The organism is Motilimonas cestriensis, from assembly GCF_021295315.1.
GTDB lineage: Bacteria > Pseudomonadota > Gammaproteobacteria > Enterobacterales > CBDFNC01 > Motilimonas > Motilimonas cestriensis.
Genome location: NZ_JAIMJA010000002.1, coordinates 67,622 through 87,538, shown reverse-complemented (window position 1 = coordinate 87,538; position 19,917 = coordinate 67,622). Strand labels below are relative to the sequence as shown.

19 protein-coding genes are annotated in these 19,917 nt (G+C 44.1%); 16 read left to right on the top strand and 3 right to left on the bottom strand.

Annotation, left to right across the window (positions count from 1 at the left end):
• Positions 1-72 precede the first annotated feature (72 nt).
• From K6Y31_RS02135 to dinB, 12 genes are all read left to right on the top strand, one after another.
• Positions 73-615, top strand: coding sequence for a TRAP transporter small permease subunit (locus K6Y31_RS02135; RefSeq protein WP_233051213.1), 543 nt, complete (start codon positions 73-75; stop codon positions 613-615).
• The gene (locus tag K6Y31_RS02130) at positions 615-1,997 is read left to right on the top strand and encodes a TRAP transporter large permease (RefSeq protein ID WP_233051212.1); all 1,383 of its coding nucleotides are present in this window, start codon (positions 615-617) and stop codon (positions 1,995-1,997) included. Before K6Y31_RS02135 ends, K6Y31_RS02130 begins: the two co-directional genes overlap by 1 nt.
• A gap of 46 nt (positions 1,998-2,043) precedes the next feature.
• Positions 2,044-3,144 (top strand): TRAP transporter substrate-binding protein, encoded by a 1,101-nt coding sequence (locus K6Y31_RS02125; protein WP_233051211.1) that lies wholly within the window; start codon positions 2,044-2,046, stop codon positions 3,142-3,144.
• A 365-nt stretch (positions 3,145-3,509) separates the two neighbouring features.
• Positions 3,510-4,847 (top strand): Na(+)-translocating NADH-quinone reductase subunit A, encoded by a 1,338-nt coding sequence (locus K6Y31_RS02120; protein WP_233051432.1) that lies wholly within the window; start codon positions 3,510-3,512, stop codon positions 4,845-4,847.
• Between the two features lie 2 nt (positions 4,848-4,849).
• Positions 4,850-6,055 carry an NADH:ubiquinone reductase (Na(+)-transporting) subunit B gene (locus K6Y31_RS02115; RefSeq protein ID WP_233051210.1) on the top strand — a complete coding sequence of 402 codons (1,206 nt, stop codon included), beginning with the start codon at positions 4,850-4,852 and terminating at the stop codon, positions 6,053-6,055.
• A complete protein-coding gene (locus tag K6Y31_RS02110; protein ID WP_233051209.1) occupies positions 6,048-6,845 on the top strand; it encodes a Na(+)-translocating NADH-quinone reductase subunit C in 798 nt (265 codons plus the stop codon). Before K6Y31_RS02115 ends, K6Y31_RS02110 begins: the two co-directional genes overlap by 8 nt.
• The gene (locus K6Y31_RS02105; protein ID WP_233051208.1) at positions 6,838-7,464 is read left to right on the top strand and encodes an NADH:ubiquinone reductase (Na(+)-transporting) subunit D; all 627 of its coding nucleotides are present in this window, start codon (positions 6,838-6,840) and stop codon (positions 7,462-7,464) included. Before K6Y31_RS02110 ends, K6Y31_RS02105 begins: the two co-directional genes overlap by 8 nt.
• Positions 7,464-8,072: an NADH:ubiquinone reductase (Na(+)-transporting) subunit E gene (nqrE, locus tag K6Y31_RS02100; protein ID WP_233051207.1), complete on the top strand. Its 609-nt coding sequence runs from the start codon at positions 7,464-7,466 to the stop codon at positions 8,070-8,072. The genes K6Y31_RS02105 and nqrE overlap by 1 nt, the downstream gene beginning before the upstream one ends.
• 42 nt (positions 8,073-8,114) lie before the next feature.
• The gene (nqrF, locus tag K6Y31_RS02095) at positions 8,115-9,338 is read left to right on the top strand and encodes an NADH:ubiquinone reductase (Na(+)-transporting) subunit F (protein WP_233051206.1); all 1,224 of its coding nucleotides are present in this window, start codon (positions 8,115-8,117) and stop codon (positions 9,336-9,338) included.
• A gap of 6 nt (positions 9,339-9,344) precedes the next feature.
• Entirely contained in the window at positions 9,345-10,373 is a 1,029-nt protein-coding gene (locus K6Y31_RS02090; protein WP_233051205.1) for an FAD:protein FMN transferase, read from the top strand.
• Complete coding sequence (gene nqrM, locus K6Y31_RS02085; RefSeq protein WP_232800164.1) at positions 10,370-10,594, top strand: (Na+)-NQR maturation NqrM; 225 nt, start codon at positions 10,370-10,372, stop codon at positions 10,592-10,594. The genes K6Y31_RS02090 and nqrM overlap by 4 nt, the downstream gene beginning before the upstream one ends.
• A 111-nt stretch (positions 10,595-10,705) precedes the next feature.
• Positions 10,706-11,773, top strand: a complete 1,068-nt coding sequence (dinB, locus tag K6Y31_RS02080; RefSeq protein WP_233051204.1) for a DNA polymerase IV — start codon at positions 10,706-10,708, stop codon at positions 11,771-11,773.
• Between the two features lie 4 nt (positions 11,774-11,777).
• On the opposite strand, the gene K6Y31_RS02075 is transcribed toward dinB, so the two are convergent.
• Together K6Y31_RS02075 and K6Y31_RS02070 are read right to left on the bottom strand one after the other, a co-directional pair.
• Positions 11,778-12,269 carry a hypothetical protein gene (locus K6Y31_RS02075; protein ID WP_233051203.1) on the bottom strand — a complete coding sequence of 164 codons (492 nt, stop codon included), beginning with the start codon at positions 12,267-12,269 and terminating at the stop codon, positions 11,778-11,780.
• A gap of 143 nt (positions 12,270-12,412) precedes the next feature.
• Complete coding sequence (locus K6Y31_RS02070) at positions 12,413-13,873, bottom strand: aminoacyl-histidine dipeptidase (protein WP_233051202.1); 1,461 nt, start codon at positions 13,871-13,873, stop codon at positions 12,413-12,415.
• 192 nt (positions 13,874-14,065) lie between these two features.
• Here K6Y31_RS02070 and K6Y31_RS02065 point away from each other — a divergent pair, with 192 nt between their 5' ends.
• Positions 14,066-14,575: a P-loop NTPase family protein gene (locus K6Y31_RS02065; protein WP_233051201.1), complete on the top strand. Its 510-nt coding sequence runs from the start codon at positions 14,066-14,068 to the stop codon at positions 14,573-14,575.
• A gap of 40 nt (positions 14,576-14,615) precedes the next feature.
• Here K6Y31_RS02065 and K6Y31_RS02060 read toward each other — a convergent pair whose 3' ends face one another.
• A complete protein-coding gene (locus K6Y31_RS02060; protein ID WP_233051200.1) occupies positions 14,616-16,253 on the bottom strand; it encodes a methyl-accepting chemotaxis protein in 1,638 nt (545 codons plus the stop codon).
• A gap of 360 nt (positions 16,254-16,613) precedes the next feature.
• Between K6Y31_RS02060 and K6Y31_RS02055 the strand changes: the two genes are divergently transcribed.
• From K6Y31_RS02055 to frsA, 3 genes are all read left to right on the top strand, one after another.
• Complete coding sequence (locus K6Y31_RS02055) at positions 16,614-17,906, top strand: NCS2 family permease (protein ID WP_233051199.1); 1,293 nt, start codon at positions 16,614-16,616, stop codon at positions 17,904-17,906.
• Positions 17,907-17,951: 45 nt separating this feature from the next.
• The gene (gpt, locus tag K6Y31_RS02050) at positions 17,952-18,413 is read left to right on the top strand and encodes a xanthine phosphoribosyltransferase (protein ID WP_233051198.1); all 462 of its coding nucleotides are present in this window, start codon (positions 17,952-17,954) and stop codon (positions 18,411-18,413) included.
• Between the two features lie 165 nt (positions 18,414-18,578).
• Positions 18,579-19,841: an esterase FrsA gene (gene frsA / locus K6Y31_RS02045; RefSeq protein ID WP_233051197.1), complete on the top strand. Its 1,263-nt coding sequence runs from the start codon at positions 18,579-18,581 to the stop codon at positions 19,839-19,841.
• Positions 19,842-19,917: the final 76 nt, after the last annotated feature.

Sequence of the window (19,917 nt, the reverse complement as noted above, 5' to 3'; positions counted from 1 at the left end):
AAGTTGATAACAATTGTTTGGGCTTGCCTGAGAAGGGTCCATCGCGCAGCTTTAATATTTAAGGATGAAGTCATGCCCGCAAGGATGAGATGGTGTGTAGAGGTGATTAATCAGGGCTCGGATTGGTTAGGGCGTGCACTGGCTTGGTTGCTTTTAGTGATGGTGCTATTGGTTTTAGTTGTGGTATTACTGCGCTACGGACTTGACTATGGCTCAATTGGCTTACAAGAATCAACACTCTACCTTCACGCCATGACCTTTATGCTCGGTGCTGGCTACACCCTCAAGTACGATGATCATGTACGCGTCGATGTGTTTTATCGTAACTTTTCCGCCAAAACCAAAGCCTGGGTAGATATTTTAGGATTTACCTTTTTGCTATTGCCGGTTTGCTTGTTTCTCTTTTTTAGTAGCTGGGATTACGTGATTGGTGCTTGGCGCTTATTAGAGGGGAGCCCTGAGCCCGGCGGCTTACCTTTAGTTTTTATTTTAAAAACCAACTTACTGTTAATGCCTTTATTGTTGCTGTTACAGGGCATCAGCCAAACGCTAATTAATGTTCTCACTCTATTAGATCAACCGATAAGCCAAGAAAAAGACGAGGTGATGATCTAATGGAATATTTATCGATTGTCATGTTCGTCGCCGTTTGTCTGGTGTTAATGGCTGGCTACCCTGTTGCTTACTCTCTTGCGGGCACATCGCTAGTTTTTGCCTCTATCGGTATTGTCACTGGCTACTTTGATGGCGCTTATTTAGGCGCTTTGCCTAATCGTATTTACGGCATCATGATTAACCAGACCTTACTTGCTGTGCCATTATTTGTCTTAATGGGAGTGATGTTAGAAAAATCCCAAGTTGCCGAGAAACTGCTTACTTCCATGGGGCAAGTGATGGGGCAAGTGAAGGGCGGCCTTGCTATTGCTGTGGTCATGGTGGGGATGTTACTGGCTGCCAGCACCGGTATAGTGGGGGCGACGGTGGTGACCATGGGCTTACTATCACTGCCGACTATGTTAAAACGCGGTTACAGTGCAAGCTTTGCCACCGGCACCATTTGCGCCACAGGCACACTAGGGCAAATCATTCCTCCTTCCATCGCCCTTGTTCTGCTTGGCGATGTGCTATCAAGCGCTTATCAGCAAGCGCAAATCAAAATGGGCATCTTTTCGCCTGAGACTGTTTCTGTCGGTGATTTGTTTGCTGGGGCACTGGTACCCGGTTTGATATTAGTGACGTGTTATTTGCTGTATGTTTTTTTAATGAGCTGGTTAAACCCGAAGACCATTAATCAAGTCATCGCGGATGAGGCGGCTGATGAAGCGAGCCCGTTAGCAAAAATTGCGCTGTTGAGGGCTTTGTTTCCGCCTTTATTGCTCATTTTTGCCGTGCTTGGCTCTATTCTTTTGGGATTGGCAACGCCGACCGAAGCAGCGGGTGTTGGCGCATTTGGCGCCACGTTACTGGCATTTATCCAAGGCAATATGACCAAGCAGGTGATGGCCGATGTGGTTCAAGCCACTCTTAAGATCACTTGTATGGTATTTATGATTTTGATCGGTGCATCCGTTTTCTCCTTGGTGTTTCGTGGCTTTGGCGGCGAAGACCTGATTCATGAATTATTTAACAATATGCCGGGCGGTGCCTTTGGCGCCATGCTGGTGGTGATGCTAGTGGTATTTTTACTGGGCTTTATTCTGGATTTTATTGAAATTACCTTTGTGGTGGTGCCTATCGTGGGGCCGGTATTACTCGCCATGGGCTTTGATCCTGTTTGGCTGGGTATTATGTTTGCGGTGAACTTGCAAACGTCATTTTTAACCCCACCTTTTGGCTTTGCTTTATTTTATTTACGCGGCGTTGCGCCAGAAAGTGTGGCGACAAAGGATATTTATCGCGGTGTCGCGCCTTATATCGCGATCCAGTTAGTGGTGCTAATGGCGCTAGCGATGTGGCCAAGTTTAGTTACTTGGCTGCCAGATCAAATTTATAAATAGATGTTCGAGATTGATAATTAATGATAAGTGATAACAGGAGAGCTAAATGAGAAAAATCATCAGATGGGCTTCGGCTATTTTCCTTACGGCGGCAAGTTTGTCACTGTTGGGCTGTGGCACTGAAAAAGCGGCTGTGAAGGAACAAGTTAAACAGGAAACTATTAAGTGGAAGTTGGTCACTTCTTGGCCTAAGAATTTCCCAGGTTTAGGTGTCGCGCCAGAGCGTTTTGCCGAAAAAGTGGGCAAAATGAGTGGTGGCCGCTTAACCATTAAAGTTTATGGTGCTGGTGAGCTAGTGCCTGCATTGCAAGTGTTTGATGCCGTATCAGCAGGCACCGCACAAATGGGGCACTCAGGGGCTTATTATTGGAAAGGTAAGTCACCTGAGGCGCAGTTCTTTTCAACCATGCCGTTTGGCATGACCGCGCAAGAGATGAATGCTTGGCTTCACAACGGCGGTGGCTTAGAGCTGTGGCAAGAAGTTTATGCACCATTTGGTTTGGTTCCATTAGCGGGAGGCAACACCGATATTCAAATGGGTGGTTGGTTTAATAAAGAAATCAATTCAGTGTCGGATTTGGAAGGCCTTAAAATGCGCTTGCCTGGTTTAGGTGGCGAGGTCTTGAAGCGAGCAGGCGGTGTTCCGGTGAATATGCCTGGCGGTGAAATATTTACTTCACTGCAAACGGGTGCCATTGATGCGACCGAATGGGTGGGACCATATAATGATTTAGCATTTGGTCTTCATAAAGCGGCTAAATACTATTATTACCCGGGTTGGCATGAGCCGGGAACCACCATTGAATTTATGGCGAATAAGGCGGCTTTAGAGGCATTACCTGAAGATTTGCGGATGATTGTAGAGGTGGCAGCGAAAGCGACTAACGAAGAAATGCTGGATGAATACATGGTGCAAAATGCCAAAGCGCTAAAAATATTAGTTAATGAACACGGTGTCGAGCTGCGTCAATTTCCACCGGAAGTAATGGCTAGATTAAAAGCGTTGACCGAAGAAGTATTGCAAGAACAGGTGGCGACCGATCCGCAAATGAAAAAAGTGTACGATGCGTACATGGCATTTCTCAATGATGCCAAAGAGTACAGTAAGGTTTCATCTAAAGCTTATATGGAACTACGTGATAATTAAGAAAAATTGATTTAAATCAAGTTTGTAAGGCGGCCCGAGAGGGCCGTTTTTGTATTCGACTTTAGTCGTATATTTGTAACAAGCTGTAAGAAAATTTGTAACAAGCTTGATTCAGCACTAAGGTTTTATTTGTTAATTCACCCGCGAAATTTAAAGGATGATGGTGTCAAATCGCTATTTTTTTTGGCGATTCAGTCATCTTTAATGCTAGAATACAGCGCCTGAAAATTTAGCTGGATGTTATCTTCATGTCGCAGGGGTGTTACAAAGGAACGTAGCACTGGCGTCAGATCAGGTGTCTAGCGAATAAATAGAGTGTCTTTAGGCACAAACCCTTTCTTCCCGTTAAAGTAGTGCAAGTGAGTATGATTACAATAAAAAGAGGACTGGATCTCCCGATTCAAGGTGCTCCAGAGCAAGTAATCCATGATGGCAACGCCATCACAAAGGTAGCTACCCTGGGCGAAGACTATGTTGGCATGCGCCCTACCATGAAAATTAAGGTAGGAGATAGTGTAAAAAAAGGCCAAGTTCTTTTTGTCGATAAAAAGAACGAAGGTGTGCAATACACAGCGCCAGCATCCGGAGTAGTTGAAGAAATTAACCGTGGAGCAAAACGTGTGCTTCAGTCTGTGGTAATTGCCGTCAATGGTAATGACAGTGTTTCTTTTGAGAAATACAGTACAGCTGAATTAACGTCTCTAGGTCGAGAAAAAATCAAGCAAAACTTGGTTGAATCTGGCGCTTGGACTGCGTTACGTACACGACCTTTTAGTAAGGTCCCGGCAATTGATGCCGCTCCTGTTGCCATTTTTGTCACTGCGATGGATACCAATCCATTAGCTGCGTCTGCAGAAGTGATTATCAAAGAGCAAGAGCAAGCATACCTGAATGGTTTGGCTGTGTTATCCCAGCTAACCGACGGTAAAGTGTATGTATGTCGAGGCGAAGCTGGTTTGCCAAAAGCATCTCTGTCAAATGTTGAAGAGCACGTTTTTAGCGGTCCTCACCCTGCTGGTTTAGCAGGAACTCATATTCACTTTTTAGAGCCTGCGAGTGCGACCAAGCAAGTCTGGTATATCAACTATCAAGATGTGATTGCCTATGGCCATTTATTCTTGACTGGTGAGTTATATACCGACCGCGTAGTGTCATTAGCAGGTCCATCGGTAAACAAACCGCGCTTACTGCGCACGCGTTTAGGTGCTTGTTTATCTGAGCTGACTCAAGGTGAGCTAAAAGCCGGTGAAAACCGTATTATTTCGGGTTCTGTTTTATACGGTACAACAGCATCGGGTCCAGTTAATTACTTAGGTCGTTACGCTAACCAAGTGTCTGTACTAGCAGAAGGCAGAGAAAAAGAGTTTCTTGGCTGGGGTTCACCGGGCATTAATAAATTCTCGGTAGCTAACGTATTTGCTTCGGCATTTGGTAAAAAGCTATTTAACTTTACTACTACCACAGGTGGTAGTGATCGCGCCATGGTTCCGATTGGTCAGTACGAGCGTGTTATGCCCCTTGATATCTTGCCTACCATGCTACTACGCGATTTGATCTCTCGTGATCTTGATAGTGCTGTCGCCCTTGGTTGTCTTGAGCTCGATGAAGAAGATTTGGCTCTATGTACTTTTGTGTGTCCAGGTAAGTATGACTTTGGTCCTATTCTTCGTGACTGTTTGACCACGATTGAGAAGGAAGGCTAAAAATGTTAAAAAAATTGATTGAGGATCTCGAACCTCATTTTGAACCTGGTGGCAAGCACGAAAGATGGTATGCGCTATATGAAGCGGCTGCCACTTTTGCTTATACGCCGGGTTTTGTGAATAAAGGTCGTTCTCACGTTCGTGATGGCATCGACTTAAAACGCATCATGATTTTTGTTTGGTTAGCCACATTCCCAGCCATGTTTTTTGGTATGTACAATGTTGGTTTTCAAGCAAATGAAGCGATTGCAACGGGCGCGGGTGTCGCATTTGATGACTGGCGTGTTGCGCTACTGCAAATGTTCGGTGTCACCATGGGGGCCGATGCGGGTGTGTTTGCCAACATGCTATTTGGCGCTATGTACTTCTTACCTATCTATGCGGTGACATTCATCGTTGGTGGTTTCTGGGAAGTGCTGTTTGCAACCGTGCGCCGTCACGAAGTGAACGAAGGTTTCTTTGTTACTTCGGTACTGTTTGCGTTGATCGTACCCGCTTCAATTCCATTGTGGCAGGTGGCTATCGGTATTACCTTTGGTGTGGTTATCGCTAAAGAAATATTCGGTGGTACTGGTCGTAACTTCTTAAACCCGGCATTAGCGGGCCGTGCTTTCTTATTCTTCGCATACCCATCAGATATTTCTGGTGATTCGGTGTGGACGGCGGTTGATGGCTTCTCGGGTGCAACCTCACTTAGCCTTGCAGCTAATGGTGGTATGGACGCAGTAACAGCACAACTTAGCTGGATGGATGCCTTTATTGGTAACATGCAAGGTTCAATTGGTGAAGTGTCAACGTTAGCTATCCTAATTGGTGGTGCTTTCTTGATGATCACTAAAATTGCATCTTGGCGTATTGTTTCAGGTGTCATGATAGGAATGGCGGTAACTGCATTCTTATTTAACGCTATCGGATCAGATACCAACCAAATGTTTGCTGTGCCATGGCACTGGCATTTAGTAATGGGTGGTTTTGCATTTGGTATGATTTTTATGGCAACTGATCCAGTATCGGCTTCATTTACTAATCGTGGTAAGTGGATGTACGGTGCGTTAATCGGTGTCATGGTGGTACTAATTCGTGTAGTCAACCCTGCTTTCCCAGAAGGCATGATGCTAGCAATTTTATTTGCTAACTTATTTGCCCCGTTATTTGACTACTTTGTGGTTCAGGCAAACGTTAAACGGAGACTTGCACGTAATGGCTAATAAAGAATCATTAGGCAAAACCCTCGGCGTCGTGGTCGGTGTTTGTCTGGTTTGTTCTATTGTAGTATCAGTTGCAGCGGTGGGCTTACGTCCAACTCAACAAGCGAATGCACTGTTAGACAAACAAAAAAATATTTTAGCCGTTTCAGGTCTTGAAATTGGCTCACAAAAAATGGCGGATGTGTTTGCTAAGAATATTGAGCCTCGCTTGGTAGATTTAGCAACAGGTGAATATGTTGACGTTAAAGATGTTGAAGATGTCTCAAATATTAACGAATACGATCCGCTAGCAGCTGCTAAAGAGCCTAGTATGAGTACTAAGCTACCAGCAGAAAAAGCCATAGCTGGCTTTTCTACTCGTGAAAATATTGGTCTTGTTTACTTGGTAAATAGTGATGCTGGTGAGCTTGAGCGCGTTATCGTGCCAGTTCGTGGTGCAGGCCTTTGGAACATGATGTATGCGTTTGTGGCAGTTCAACCGGATGGCAATACCGTTGACGGCATTACTTACTACCAACAAGGTGAAACACCGGGTCTAGGTGGTGAAGTCGAAAACCCAATGTGGAAAGCACTGTGGCCAGGCAAAAAGTTGTATGATGAGCAAGGCAACCCTGCGATTAAGATCGTTAAAGGTGGGGCTGCTGAAGGTGACGTACATGGTGTTGACGGCCTATCAGGTGCAACACTAACGGGTGCAGGTATCCAACATACATTCGATTTTTGGTTAAGTACTGACGGTTATGGTTCTTACCTGAAAAAGTTAGGTAAAGGAGAGCTTAATAATGGCTAGTGATGCAAAGAAGGTTCTCGTTGGACCTATCATCTCTAACAACCCTATTGCACTACAAATCTTAGGTGTTTGTTCTGCATTAGCGGTGACCAGTAAGCTAGAGACGGCGGTTGTAATGACCTTAGCGGTAACGTTTGTAACTGCTTTTTCTAACTTATTTATTTCGATTATTCGTAACCACATTCCTGGAAGTGTACGAATCATCGTGCAAATGGCGATTATTGCTTCTTTGGTAATCGTGGTTGACCAAGTACTTAAAGCGGTGGCATTTGAGCTATCTAAGCAGCTGTCGGTTTATGTCGGCTTGATCATTACTAACTGTATTGTAATGGGTCGAGCGGAAGCATTTGCGATGAAGAGTCCTCCTGGCGCAAGCTTTATGGATGGTATCGGTAATGGTTTAGGTTACGGCTTCATTCTTGTTGCAGTGGGTGGTATTCGTGAATTCTTTGGTTCTGGTGCGCTATTTGGTATCGAAATCATGCCATTAATTTCTGCCGGCGGTTGGTACCAAAGTAACGGTTTATTACTGTTACCACCAAGTGCTTTCTTTATCATCGGGTTATTGATCTGGGCAATCAGAACATTTAAGCCTGAACAGGTTGAGGCGAAGGACTAATGGAACATTACTTAAGTTTATTCGTACGCTCTATTTTCATCGAAAATATGGCATTAGCTTTCTTCCTTGGTATGTGTACCTTCCTTGCGGTATCGAAGAAAGTAAAAACAGCATTTGGCTTAGGCGTCGCTGTAATTGTGGTATTAGCCATCTCGGTACCGGTTAACCAAGTTATTTACTTTAACTTGTTAGCACCTGGTGCATTAGAGTGGGCTGGCCTTGGCGAAGCCGATTTAAGCTTCCTAGGTTACATTACCTTTATCGGTGTCATTGCTGCTTTAGTGCAAATACTAGAAATGGTGTTAGATAAGTACTTCCCTGCGCTTTACCAAGCCTTGGGTATTTTCTTACCGCTTATCACGGTTAACTGTGCCATTTTTGGTGGTGTTTCATTCATGGTTCAACGTGAATATAACATTACTGAATCGTTTGTTTATGGTGTAGGTAGTGGTGTCGGCTGGATGTTAGCCATTGTTGCGCTTGCGGGTATCCGTGAAAAAATGAAATATGCAGATGTTCCAGATGGTCTACGTGGTTTAGGTATTACCTTTATTACTTCAGGTCTGATGGCACTAGGCTTTATGTCTTTCTCTGGTATTCAGTTGTAATCTTGGGGCCGTTTTTCGGTCCCTGAAGCAAGGAAATTGTCGATGGAAATCATTCTCGGCGTTGTCATGTTCACAGTGATAGTTTTAGCCTTGGTATTTATTATCTTGTCTGCTAAATCAAAGCTTGTGGCCTCTGGCGACATTAAAATCTCAGTAAACGGTGATCCTGAAAAGGCGATCACCTGCGGTGCGGGTGGTAAACTACTTGGCGCACTAGCAAACTCTGGTATTTTTGTATCATCAGCCTGTGGTGGCGGTGGTTCATGTGGCCAGTGTCGTGTAAAAATCAAATCAGGTGGCGGTGACATTCTGCCGACTGAACTAGACCATATCTCTAAGGGTGAAGCCCGCGAAGGTGAACGTTTAGCCTGTCAGGTGAACGTAAAACAAGATATGGATATTGAATTACCAGAAGAAATTTTTGGTGTTAAGCGTTGGGAATGTGAAGTTATCTCTAATGATAACAAAGCAACCTTTATTAAAGAGCTTAAACTACAAATTCCTGATGGCGAATCAGTACCGTTCCGTGCGGGTGGTTATATCCAAATTGAAGCACCTGCTCACCATGTTAAATACGCTGACTTCGATATCGAAGAGCAGTACCGTGGCGACTGGGAACACTTTGGTTTCTTCAACCTTGAGTCTAAGGTTGATGAAGAAACGATTCGTGCTTATTCAATGGCTAACTACCCAGAAGAATACGGTATTATTATGCTAAACGTGCGTATTGCTACGCCGCCGCCTAATAATATGACCTTGCCATGCGGTAAGATGTCTTCATACATCTTCAGCCTAAAAGCAGGTGACAAGGTAACTATTTCAGGCCCATTTGGTGAGTTCTTCGCTAAAGACACCAAAGCTGAAATGGTATTTGTTGGTGGTGGTGCAGGTATGGCGCCGATGCGTTCTCATATCTTTGACCAGTTCCGTCGTTTACACACTGACCGTAAAGTTAGCTTCTGGTACGGTGCGCGCTCGAAGCGTGAAATGTTCTACGTGGAAGATTTCGACTCGATCGCTGCAGAGAACGATAACTTTGAATGGCATGTAGCACTAAGTGACCCGCAGCCTGAAGATAACTGGGATGGCTACACTGGTTTTATCCATAATGTACTGTTTGAAAACTACTTGCGCGATCATGAAGCGCCGGAAGATTGTGAATACTACATGTGTGGTCCACCGGTGATGAACGCTGCTGTTATTAACATGTTGAAAGAGCTGGGCGTAGAAGACGAAAATATACTACTGGATGACTTTGGTGGTTAATCACTGATGACTTTATCTATAACTAAATGGCTAGCCTTGATCGGGCTAGCCTTTTTTATTACTGCATGCAGTGAAGATCAGGTTCAATTAGCGCCGATGGTGGTGATTGAGGGAGCAACCATGGGCACTTATTATCGTGTTAAGGTTGTGACTGATAAAATAACGGATCAAGTTGCCTTTCAAGCCGAGATCGATAAGCGCTTAGAATTGGTAAACGACCAAATGTCGACTTATCGACCCAACTCAGAGCTTTCTTTGTTTAATCAGGCTGAGCATTCCCACACTGTTTCAGCGGATACCATTGAAGTTGTGCAAAAGGGAATTGAGCTGGCTCAGTTAACCCAAGGCGCGTTAGATATTACTGTTGGTCCTTTAGTTAATCTTTGGGGCTTTGGCCCGGACGCTAAGCCTACTCATTCCCCTTCAGCAGAGCAAATAGCTAAGCGAAAAGCGATTACTGGTATCCAGCATTTAAGTGTGTCAGGTTTAACCTTACAAAAAGCGATTCCAGAATTATATGTGGACTTATCTTCTATCGCTAAGGGTTTCGGTGTTGATAAAATTGCTGAATATATAGAGAGCCTTGGCGAGCAGCATTACCTGGTTGATATTGGTGGTGAGCTGCGCATGAAAGGCAGTAATGACAAACATCTGCCTTGGCGGATCGCAGTTGAAAAGCCTGTTACCAATGAGCGAGCGATCCAAGAGATTGTATTGCCTGGTGATAACGCTGTTGCGACTTCCGGTGATTACCGAAATTACTTCGAAGAAGACGGCGAGCGTTTTTCCCATATGATTAATCCTATCACTGGCATGCCAATCAAGCATAAGCTAGTTTCAGTGACTGTGATTGATAAATCATCGATGGTTTCAGATGGGTTAGCCACGGCAATTATGGTGATGGGGCCTGAACTAGGTTATGATTTTGCTGTCAAACAAGGGTTACCTGTTTTTATGATCACCAAGACAGAAACAGGGTTTAGTGAGCAATATACGCAGCAATTTGCACCTTATTTGCTGCAGGAGGCAAAATGACGTACTTTCTTGCAACTTTCGTAGTATTTGTATTAGTGATCGCCGCAATGTCGGTGGGTTACATTTTTCAAAAGAAAGCCGTGAGTGGTAGCTGTGGTGGCCTAGGCAGTATTGGTATAGACAAAGAGTGTGACTGTCCAGATCCTTGTGATAACCGCAAGAATAAAATGGCGAAAGAAAAAGCCAGACGTGAAATGTTGGAAAAAAATCGCATTATTTAGCTAACAACGAATAAATAAAAAAGACCTGAAAGGGTCTTTTTTATTAGCCAAAACTTGAGGATTGTTTATTTATACATATACTGTATAAATAGTCAGTTCTCTGGGGTTGGTATGATGCAAAGAAAAATTATTCATGTTGATATGGATTGCTTTTACGCTGCAGTAGAAATGCGGGATAATCCAGCGTTGAAAACTCTCCCTATCGCCATTGGTGGTGCAGCTTCACGTCGCGGCGTGTTGTCTACCTGTAATTATATTGCGCGTAAATACGGCGTGCGCAGCGCCATGCCCACTCATAAAGCATTACAGCTCTGCCCTGAATTGGTGATCTTACCCGGTCGCATGGAAGCTTATAAAGCGGCTTCTCAACATATCCAGCAGATATTTCATCGCTACACCGATATCATTGAGCCACTATCACTCGACGAAGCCTATTTAGATGTCAGTGAATCTTTATTGTTCTCAGGCTCTGCCACTTACATTGCTCAAGATATTCGCCGTGCCATTGCAGAAGAAACGGGGTTAACCGCATCGGCAGGTGTTGCGCCATGTAAATTTATCGCCAAAGTGGCATCCGACGAAAATAAACCTAATGGCTTATGTGTGATCACACCTGCAGAAGTGGATGGCTTTGTCGCCAGTATGCCATTAGAAAAGATCCCAGGTGTTGGCAAGGTCACGCTGGAAAAACTACATCAACTAGGGCTACATACTTGTAAAGATGTCCAAGGCTATGCCAAGGAATCGATACTGACTCAATTTGGAAAATTTGGCCGCGTACTGCTAGATCGTAGCCATGGCATTGATAATCGAGAAGTTGTGGTCGACCGCGCGAGGAAATCCGTCGGTGTAGAGCGGACACTGAGTCATAATATTAAGCAGGTAGGCGAGTGTGAAGCCGTATTAAGTGACTTATACAAAGAATTACTGCGTCGTGTTGCACGAGTAGGCGCACATGACAAGATCCGTTCACTAGCGGTTAAAATGAAATTTGCCGATTTTCAATTACGCTCAGCCGAGCAACGGGTACAGCAGTTAGAGCCGAGCTGTTATCAGCCGCTGTTACATCAACTGCTGGAAAAAAGCCAAGGGCGTGGTATTCGTTTACTTGGTTTATCAGCACAACTGCAACAGGATGAGGTAATGGAAGCCGCGGCTAAACAGCTAAAGTTGATTTAGTGATTTATTCATCCCAATCTATTTCGATAACCTCAATATCATATTGGCCAGCTGAGTTTGCTTTTGTTGATGAAGTGCCTTGTGTTTTGCTCGCTGCCTGAGCAGTTGAATTTTGCTTTGCAGAAGAACTGTGTAAGCTTTCACCCGTGATCGCTGCTTTGGTATTTTGCCATGTTTTATCCGATGATGACTTGAGTTTTTGCCAATAGCTACTCTCTGTATTGGTGGTTTCTGACCATGCTTCACTGCTGTCTTTTTTTACTTCTTGCCACGTTTCGCTGGTTTCTTTACTGGTCACATCCCAAGCGTCAGCTGATGTTTCTTTGGTAGCATCCCAAACATCTTCACTGGTTTCTTTGGTGGCTTGCCAAGCATCAGAGCTGGCTTTTTTGGTGCTTTCCCATGCATTAGCCCACGAACTTGATTCGGCACTAGCGGTTATTGGAAAAGCGAATAGTGAGCAAAGCAAAGGTAAGCTTAGTAGAGTAAATTTCATTGTATCCTCCTTGATAGAGTGCATATTCTACGCAACTTGAGGTCTGAACCAAAGTTATCAAGGATTAATTATTGTTTAGAGGGTTGTAAGCTGTAACAAATGCAGTGAGGGCTGTGAGCCGACACTGCTTGTTAAAAGAAGTCTTATTTAACAGGAATTGCTTCTAGCACCTTCACTAATAGCTGCCAGTATTTTGCTACACTGCCGATATGTACTTTTTCATCGGGTGAATGAGGAAATTTAATGGTTGGTCCAATAGAGACCATGTCCCAATTTGGGTATACCGCTTTAAATAGGCCACATTCCAAGCCCGCATGGATCATCATGATTTTCGGTGTGCTGCCAAACTCTGCTTGGTAAACCTCTCGTACCAAATCACGCATGTCTGAATCTGCCTTAGGTGCCCAGCCCGGGTACGCGCCATCAAATACTATTTGTGCGCCAGCTAGTTTAAATACTGACTCAAGCATGTTTTGCACATCATTACGGCTACTGTCATCCATTGAACGGACGAGGCACTGAATATCAATACCCTGTGGAGTGGTTTTTACTACCCCTAAGTTAGACGATGTTTCAACCACACCGGCAAACTCGTCACTCATTCTTAGCACGCCATTGACACAGCCGTGCAGGGCTGCGATTAGTCGCTGCTGTTCATTCTTAGCCAATACTTGATTGACTTGAATTGGCGCTAGGCTTATAGCTAGGTTGGGCTCGGTATGAGCAAGGGTCGCTTTAATCTGAGCCGTTAGCGCAGTAAATGCCTGCTCTAGCTGTTGCTGATTAGTATCGTTGATAATGAATTGTGCGCTGGCTTCACGTGGGATGGCATTGCGTAAACTACCGCCTTGTAGTTGACTTAATGTAAAATCAAGTTCAGTTTGCTGACTTAGTTCATATAAACAGCGAGCGATGATTTTATTGGCATTACCACGGCCAAGGTGGATATCACACCCGGAGTGTCCCCCTTTTAAGCCTGATACACTAATTTGGTAGCCAGATTGCGCGACAGCTAATGGTTGTGTTTGAATAGGGAAGTGAACATTCACATTCACGCCACCGGCGCAGCCCATGTAAACTTCACCTTCTTCTTCGGAGTCGGTATTGATCAGGATTTCACCATCAAAATAGCCTGGCTCTAAGCCAAACGCGCCAGTCATGCCAGCTTCTTCATCGATGGTTAACAGCACTTCAATCGGGCCGTGCGCGATGTCTTTGCTGGCAAGCACCGCTAAACATGATGCCATGCCAATGCCATTATCTGAGCCTAACGTGGTATCTTTCGCCGTCACCCAATCGCCATCGACATAGGCTTGAATAGGATCTTTAGTAAAATCATGCTCTGTATCGCTATTTTTTTGTGGCACCATATCAATATGCGCCTGCAGGATAACGCCTTTTTTGTGCTCCATGCCTGAGCTGGCTGGCTTCTTGATGATTAGGTTACCAATTCTATCCTGTTGTACCGAAAGCCCCTCTGACTTGGCCCACTGAGTGATCCAATCGGATAATGCGTGCTCATGTTTGGATGGATGCGGAATGCTGCATATTTGGCTAAAAAATTGCCACAGGGGCTGAGGGCTAAGTTGGTTAAGCTGAGTCATGAATAGGGGCACCGTTAACTATAATAAAAAGGCTATTATATGGCGGAAGCGAACCCAGAATAAAGGTTCGCCTGCTTCAGAGTTAGAACTTAGCAGTGATTATGAGCAATATTGTCACTGGTAACAGAATATGCTGATTTATTCTTGCCAATTGAGGCGCTATTTGCCGAGAACTATATTACAAGGACTTAGATGAAAAAAATTGCCATTATTGGCTCTGGCGGGGCCGGTAAGTCGACGCTAGCAGTCGCCTTGGCCAAGCAGTTGGATTTACCTCTATATCATCTTGACCGCCTCTATTGGGGGCCTAATTGGCAGCGCGCTGAGCGGCCAGCGTGGGCCCAGTTGCAACAACAGCTATGCGGCCAACAAAGCTGGATTATTGACGGTAGTTATTTTAACACGCTGGATATTCGTTTAGCCGCTTGTGATACCGTGATTTTTCTTGATGTCGACCGCTATCGCTGCATTTATCGCGCAGTGAAACGCACCTTATTTTCCAACCATCGTCCCGATATGGCCGAAGGTTGTCATGAGCGATTTGACTGGGCTTTTATTAAGTACTTATGGCATTACCCCACTAAAATGCGACCTAGGGTCTATCAACAATTAGCCTGCTTTCCTAATAAAGATATTGTTGTGGTGAGTTCAGGTGCACAAGCTATAGAGCAAATGAAACAACGCCAACTTAACCAAGGTTAAGCTGGCGTAGCTTGTGATGAGGTGAGCTTGCGGGAGGCGGCTAAGCCTTAAATTGCCCCATCAGTCGATTCAGCTCTTGACCGACTTGTTGTAGCTGGCCACTGGCTTCACTGGTGAGTTGGTTGTAGGATGCGGATTCACTTGCCAAACTGGAAATATTGTTCACGTTACGACTAATTTCATCTAACGCTTTTGACTGTTGTTCAGCTGCACTGGCAATCTGGTGATTCATATCTGTGATAACGTCAATTGACTCAACAATTTCACTTAATGTTGTTCCCGCTGCCTCAGCTTGTGTCGCAGTTTTATTGGATTGGTTCTGAGTCTGCTTCATCGAGTCAGCGACGTCATTGGTGCCTTTTTGCAATTTGGCGATCATCTGCTGGATTTCGTCGGTAGAATCTTGCGTACGCGTCGCTAAGGTTCGCACTTCATCAGCCACGACTGCAAAGCCTCGGCCTTGCTCTCCGGCCCTTGCTGCCTCAATGGCGGCATTCAAAGCCAGTAAATTGGTCTGTTCGGCGATACTGCGGATCACATCTAATATTGAGCCAATTTGTTGACTGTCCTGCTCCAACTCTGCCACTAAGCCAACCGTTTGTTCTAATTCTTCCCCTAAAGCGGCTATGGAAGCAATGGTTTCGTCAACGGAAGCTCTGCCATATTGAGCACGCTGGTTAACATTAGTGGCAGAGTCTGCTGCTAGCTGAGCGCTATTGGCTACTTCCTGAGTGGTTGAAAGCATTTCATTCATAGCTGCAGCAACGCCATCTGTTTCATGATGCTGTTGATCGGCAATGCGATGGTTGGATTGTACAGCATGATTCAATTGCTCGGCAGTCTCAGAAATATTGCTGCTTACAGGCTGTATTTGTCTCACGAGTAAAGCTATCTTTTGGGTGAATAGATTAAAATTATTGGCCAGTTTGGCTATTTCATCTTGGCCTTGAGCTTCAAGGGTTACAGTGAGGTCACCATCTCCTTGCGCAATTTCAGACATGGCATCAGCACTTTGTTTTAATGGTTTAGTTATACTTTTGATAATTAGAGCGGAAAGCCCTAGTAGAATGACTGCAATGGCAACAAAAACAGCAATTGCTTTATAAACCATATCTAAAAATAGCTCTTGTAAATCATCTAAATAAATACCGGTACCTATTACCCAACCCCAAGGCTGATAGCCTTTAACAAAAGATATTTTATCGACAGGGTTTTCAAAGCCCGGTTTTGGCCATTGATATGCAACAAAGCCGCCACCATTTTTCTTAACCGTTTCGACAAATTCGAGAAATAAGTTTTTACCATTGGGATCTTTGATTGCGGCAAGAGGTTGCCCGTCTAAGGCTGGTTTGATCGGATGCATGACCATACTTGGGCTCATATCATTGATCCAAAAGTATTCTGTTTCATTATAGCGAATCGCTTTTATGGCAGAGATGGCATTTTGTTGCGCAGTCGTCTCATCATACAAACCGTCTTTGGCTTGTTGATGAAAATGTTCAATAAGAGAGTAAACGGTATCTACCTCAAATTGTACTTGAGCGCGCTTTTCTTTGTGTAAGGCTTGCTGGTACTGAAATAGCACTAAAATAATTAAGGCAGACATGCCGAGTAATACAATGACTAAGTTGCTGTATAAGCGTTGCCCAATAGATAAACGTCGTAGAGTCGATAACATGGCTCTCACTCCAGTGAAATTTGATGGTTTGATTAGTACCAAGGAATAAAAAGTAATAACAGTTAATACCTCACAATTTACCATGGATGGTTGTTATATTTAGGCTTGTTATGTGATCTTTATTTGATGTTTCATAAAATAGATTGAATAATTTTATAAGGCTTAAGGAGTATTTCTGATTAAAGTCATGGTTAATTGATGAGCAGACTTTTATAATCCGCGGCTTAATTTCACCACGAACCTGCACCTTTCAGTTTATAAAGCAGTTATAAAAAATGGCACTCTTAGTTGATAGGCTAGAGAGTGTGGCTGAAGGTGGTTATCAGTTGATAACTCGGTTAATTTAAATGGACGCTCAAGATGTTAGAAAAATTATTTAAACTTAAGGAGCACGGTAGTAGTGCTCGAACGGAAATTATTGCAGGTATCACTACCTTCTTAACCATGGCTTACATTATTTTTGTCAACCCGGCTATGTTATCTGATACCGGTATGGATCGAGGTGCAGTGTTTGTTGCTACCTGTCTTGCCGCTGCGATTGGCTGTTTTATCATGGGTTTTTACGCGAACTACCCGGTCGCCTTAGCGCCGGGTATGGGCTTAAATGCTTTTTTTGCTTATGTTGTCGTCGGTGATATGGGCTATAGCTGGGAAGTGGCTTTAGGCGCGGTATTCTTATCTGGTTGTTGTTTTGTCTTTTTAAGTTTATTCCGTATTCGCGAATGGATAATTAACAGCATACCGCAAGCACTGCGCACCGGTATTGCAGCGGGTATTGGTTTGTTTTTAGCGCTTATCGCGCTGAAGAATGCTGGAATAGTGGTAGGCAATCCTAATACGTTAGTGACGTTAGGTGATTTAACATCATTACATGCATTACTGGCGAGTGTTGGCTTTTTTGCCATTATCGCTTTAGTTCACTATCGCGTGAAAGGCGGCATTATGTATGCTGTGTTAGGTGTGACTTTCCTCGGTTGGGTATTTGGTGATGTGACTTATGGCGGTATTGTTTCTATGCCGCCATCAATCGCACCGACTTTTCTTGCTTTGGATATTGCAGGTGCATTTAACATTGCCATGATCAGCGTGGTCTTTGCCTTTTTATTCGTCGATTTGTTTGATACGTCTGGCACCCTAATTGCGGTTGCTGATAAAGCTAAGCTGTTGGATGAAAAGGGTAACTTGCCACGTTTGAATCGCGCTTTACTGGCTGACAGTGGCGCTTCTATCTCGGGAGCATTATTAGGTACTTCAACTACAACCAGCTACATTGAAAGTGTAAGTGGTGTGGCAGAAGGTGGCCGAACCGGATTAACTGCCGTTATTGTTGGCATTTTATTCCTTTTATGTTTATTCTTTGCGCCCCTTGCTGGCATGGTGCCTGCTTATGCAACGGCTGGTGCACTGTTTTATGTTGCCATTCTGATGATGTCGGGTTTAACTCGTATTGATTGGCATGACATTACTGAAGCGGCACCAGTGGTAGTAGTAACACTGCTTATGCCACTCACATTCTCTATTGCCCATGGTATTGCCATCGGCTTTATTGCTTATGCTGTAATTAAACTGATTACAGGTAAAGCCATGACTGTGAGCAGTAGCGTTTGGGTACTGGCAATACTATTTGCTGTTAAGTTTGCATTGCATTTTTAGTGATCGCTTTGCGCCAACGTCAACTCGAATCATATTGAGGTAAATATGAGCAAAAAATTCTACGTCTCTTGGGAACTAGAGCAAAGAGAATCTCGCCGTTTGGCGCGTAAATTACTGCCTGCTGATCAATGGAAAGGTATTATTGCAGTGAGCCGCGGAGGCCTTGTACCAGCGGCAATTTTAGCCCGTGAGCTGGGCATTCGTCATGTTGATACTATTTGTATCGCCAGCTACACCCACGATCAGCAAAAAGAGCTGAAAGTGATCAAAGGCGTAGATCATGATGGTGAAGGCTTCATTGTGGTTGACGATTTAGTTGATACAGGTGGTACGGCTAAAGTTATTCGTGAAATGCTGCCAAAAGCGCGTTTTGTGACTGTGTTTGCAAAACCTGCAGGTAAGCATTTAGTCGATGACTTTATCATGGAAATTCCCCAAGACACTTGGATTGAACAACCATGGGATATGACGCTCAGTTATACCAAGCCATTGGTTGATGAAGAGTAAGACTCTGACTCTATGACAATTAAATAAAGCGGCTTTTGGCCGCTTTTTTTTGTTTAACTTTTTATCGGTCTTTGATCTAAGCCAATGAATAAAATCCCATTTCGGACACATTTTCTGATAAAACACGTATAATTTGATCATCACCTTCATTACTTCGTGTGTTATATGTCGAGCCAAAATCTTTCAGAAAAGCTATTCAAAATTAAGTTTAATTACCCTGAAACTTCTACCATTAGTAATCCAAAGGCGAAACTGTCATCAACTAGCCCCGTTGGTGAAATGATGGACAACGATAATACACCGGGTTGGTATCGACTATTAAGGCGTGCTCAGTGGGCTTGGCAAGGCATAGACCCGATAGAAGTAGAAGCTATTTTGGCAAAAATTGCCATGTCTAAGCAAACGCGCACTCGAGATGATTTATTAGACACAGTAACCGATTACCGTAAAGGTAACTGGACTTATGAGTGGAGCCAGCCCGGCGCTGTTTGGCAGCATAAGGCCAAAGACGCACTTGCTAACGAGCAATTTGACTTGGCTCGACATGCTTTTTATATGGCGTCTCAATATTATGCGGTGTCAGGTTACCCCCATTTAAAAGGCGACGAGCTGGCGCTACAGGCACATACATTAGCTAATTTATGCTATCGAGAAATGGGCAAATTACTGCCTAATCCATTACGCATCATTGATGTGCCTTATAAAGGTAAAACGATTCACTGTTATTTGCACTTAGCTCAAGAAGATCAAATTTCGCCTGTGGTAATAGTGTGTGGCGCTATCGACACCATGCAAATTGAGTATTTCAAATTGTTTGAACGCAATCTGGCACCGGCAGGGTTAGCCATGTTGACCGTTGACATGCCAGGCCTTGGTTTTGCGAGCAGTGTTAAACTGGAACAGGATAGTACTCAAGTTTTGCAAGCGGTCATCGCCCATCTGAAAAAAGTACCTTGGGTAGATTATGACAATATTGCCTTATTAGGCGGGCGCTTGGGCGCGAATCTTGTTACACGCTTAGCGTATATTGAGCCATTTAGTATCAAAGCCGCCGTGAGTGTGGGGGGCGCGGTTGATAAGCTGTTTGTTGAACCGGAGCGATTTAATTTATTGCCGCAAATGATGTTAGATACTATTGCCAACCGCATGGGATTGACCAGTGAAGATCATGAATTATTGTTTCAGCGCTGCAAGGTGTTCTCTCTTTCTCGTCAAGGTTTACTGGGGCGCAGTCGTACTAAAGTACCGCTATTGAGTATTGGTCATGCCGAAGACCTTATTTGCCCTGAGATAGACATTAAAATGATTGCTCGTGGCAGTTTATCGGGTGAGTCCATTATTATTAATCAGCCGCCGATATTTAAATCTTATTATCGCGCCCTTGATCAAGCCGCAGAGTGGCTCAAGCAATACCTGTTAGATAGATAATCATGATGGCGCATGCGGTTTTGCTTTATTAGCTTCAATAGCAGACTTATTGAGTTATTAATAAATTTACGCGGGG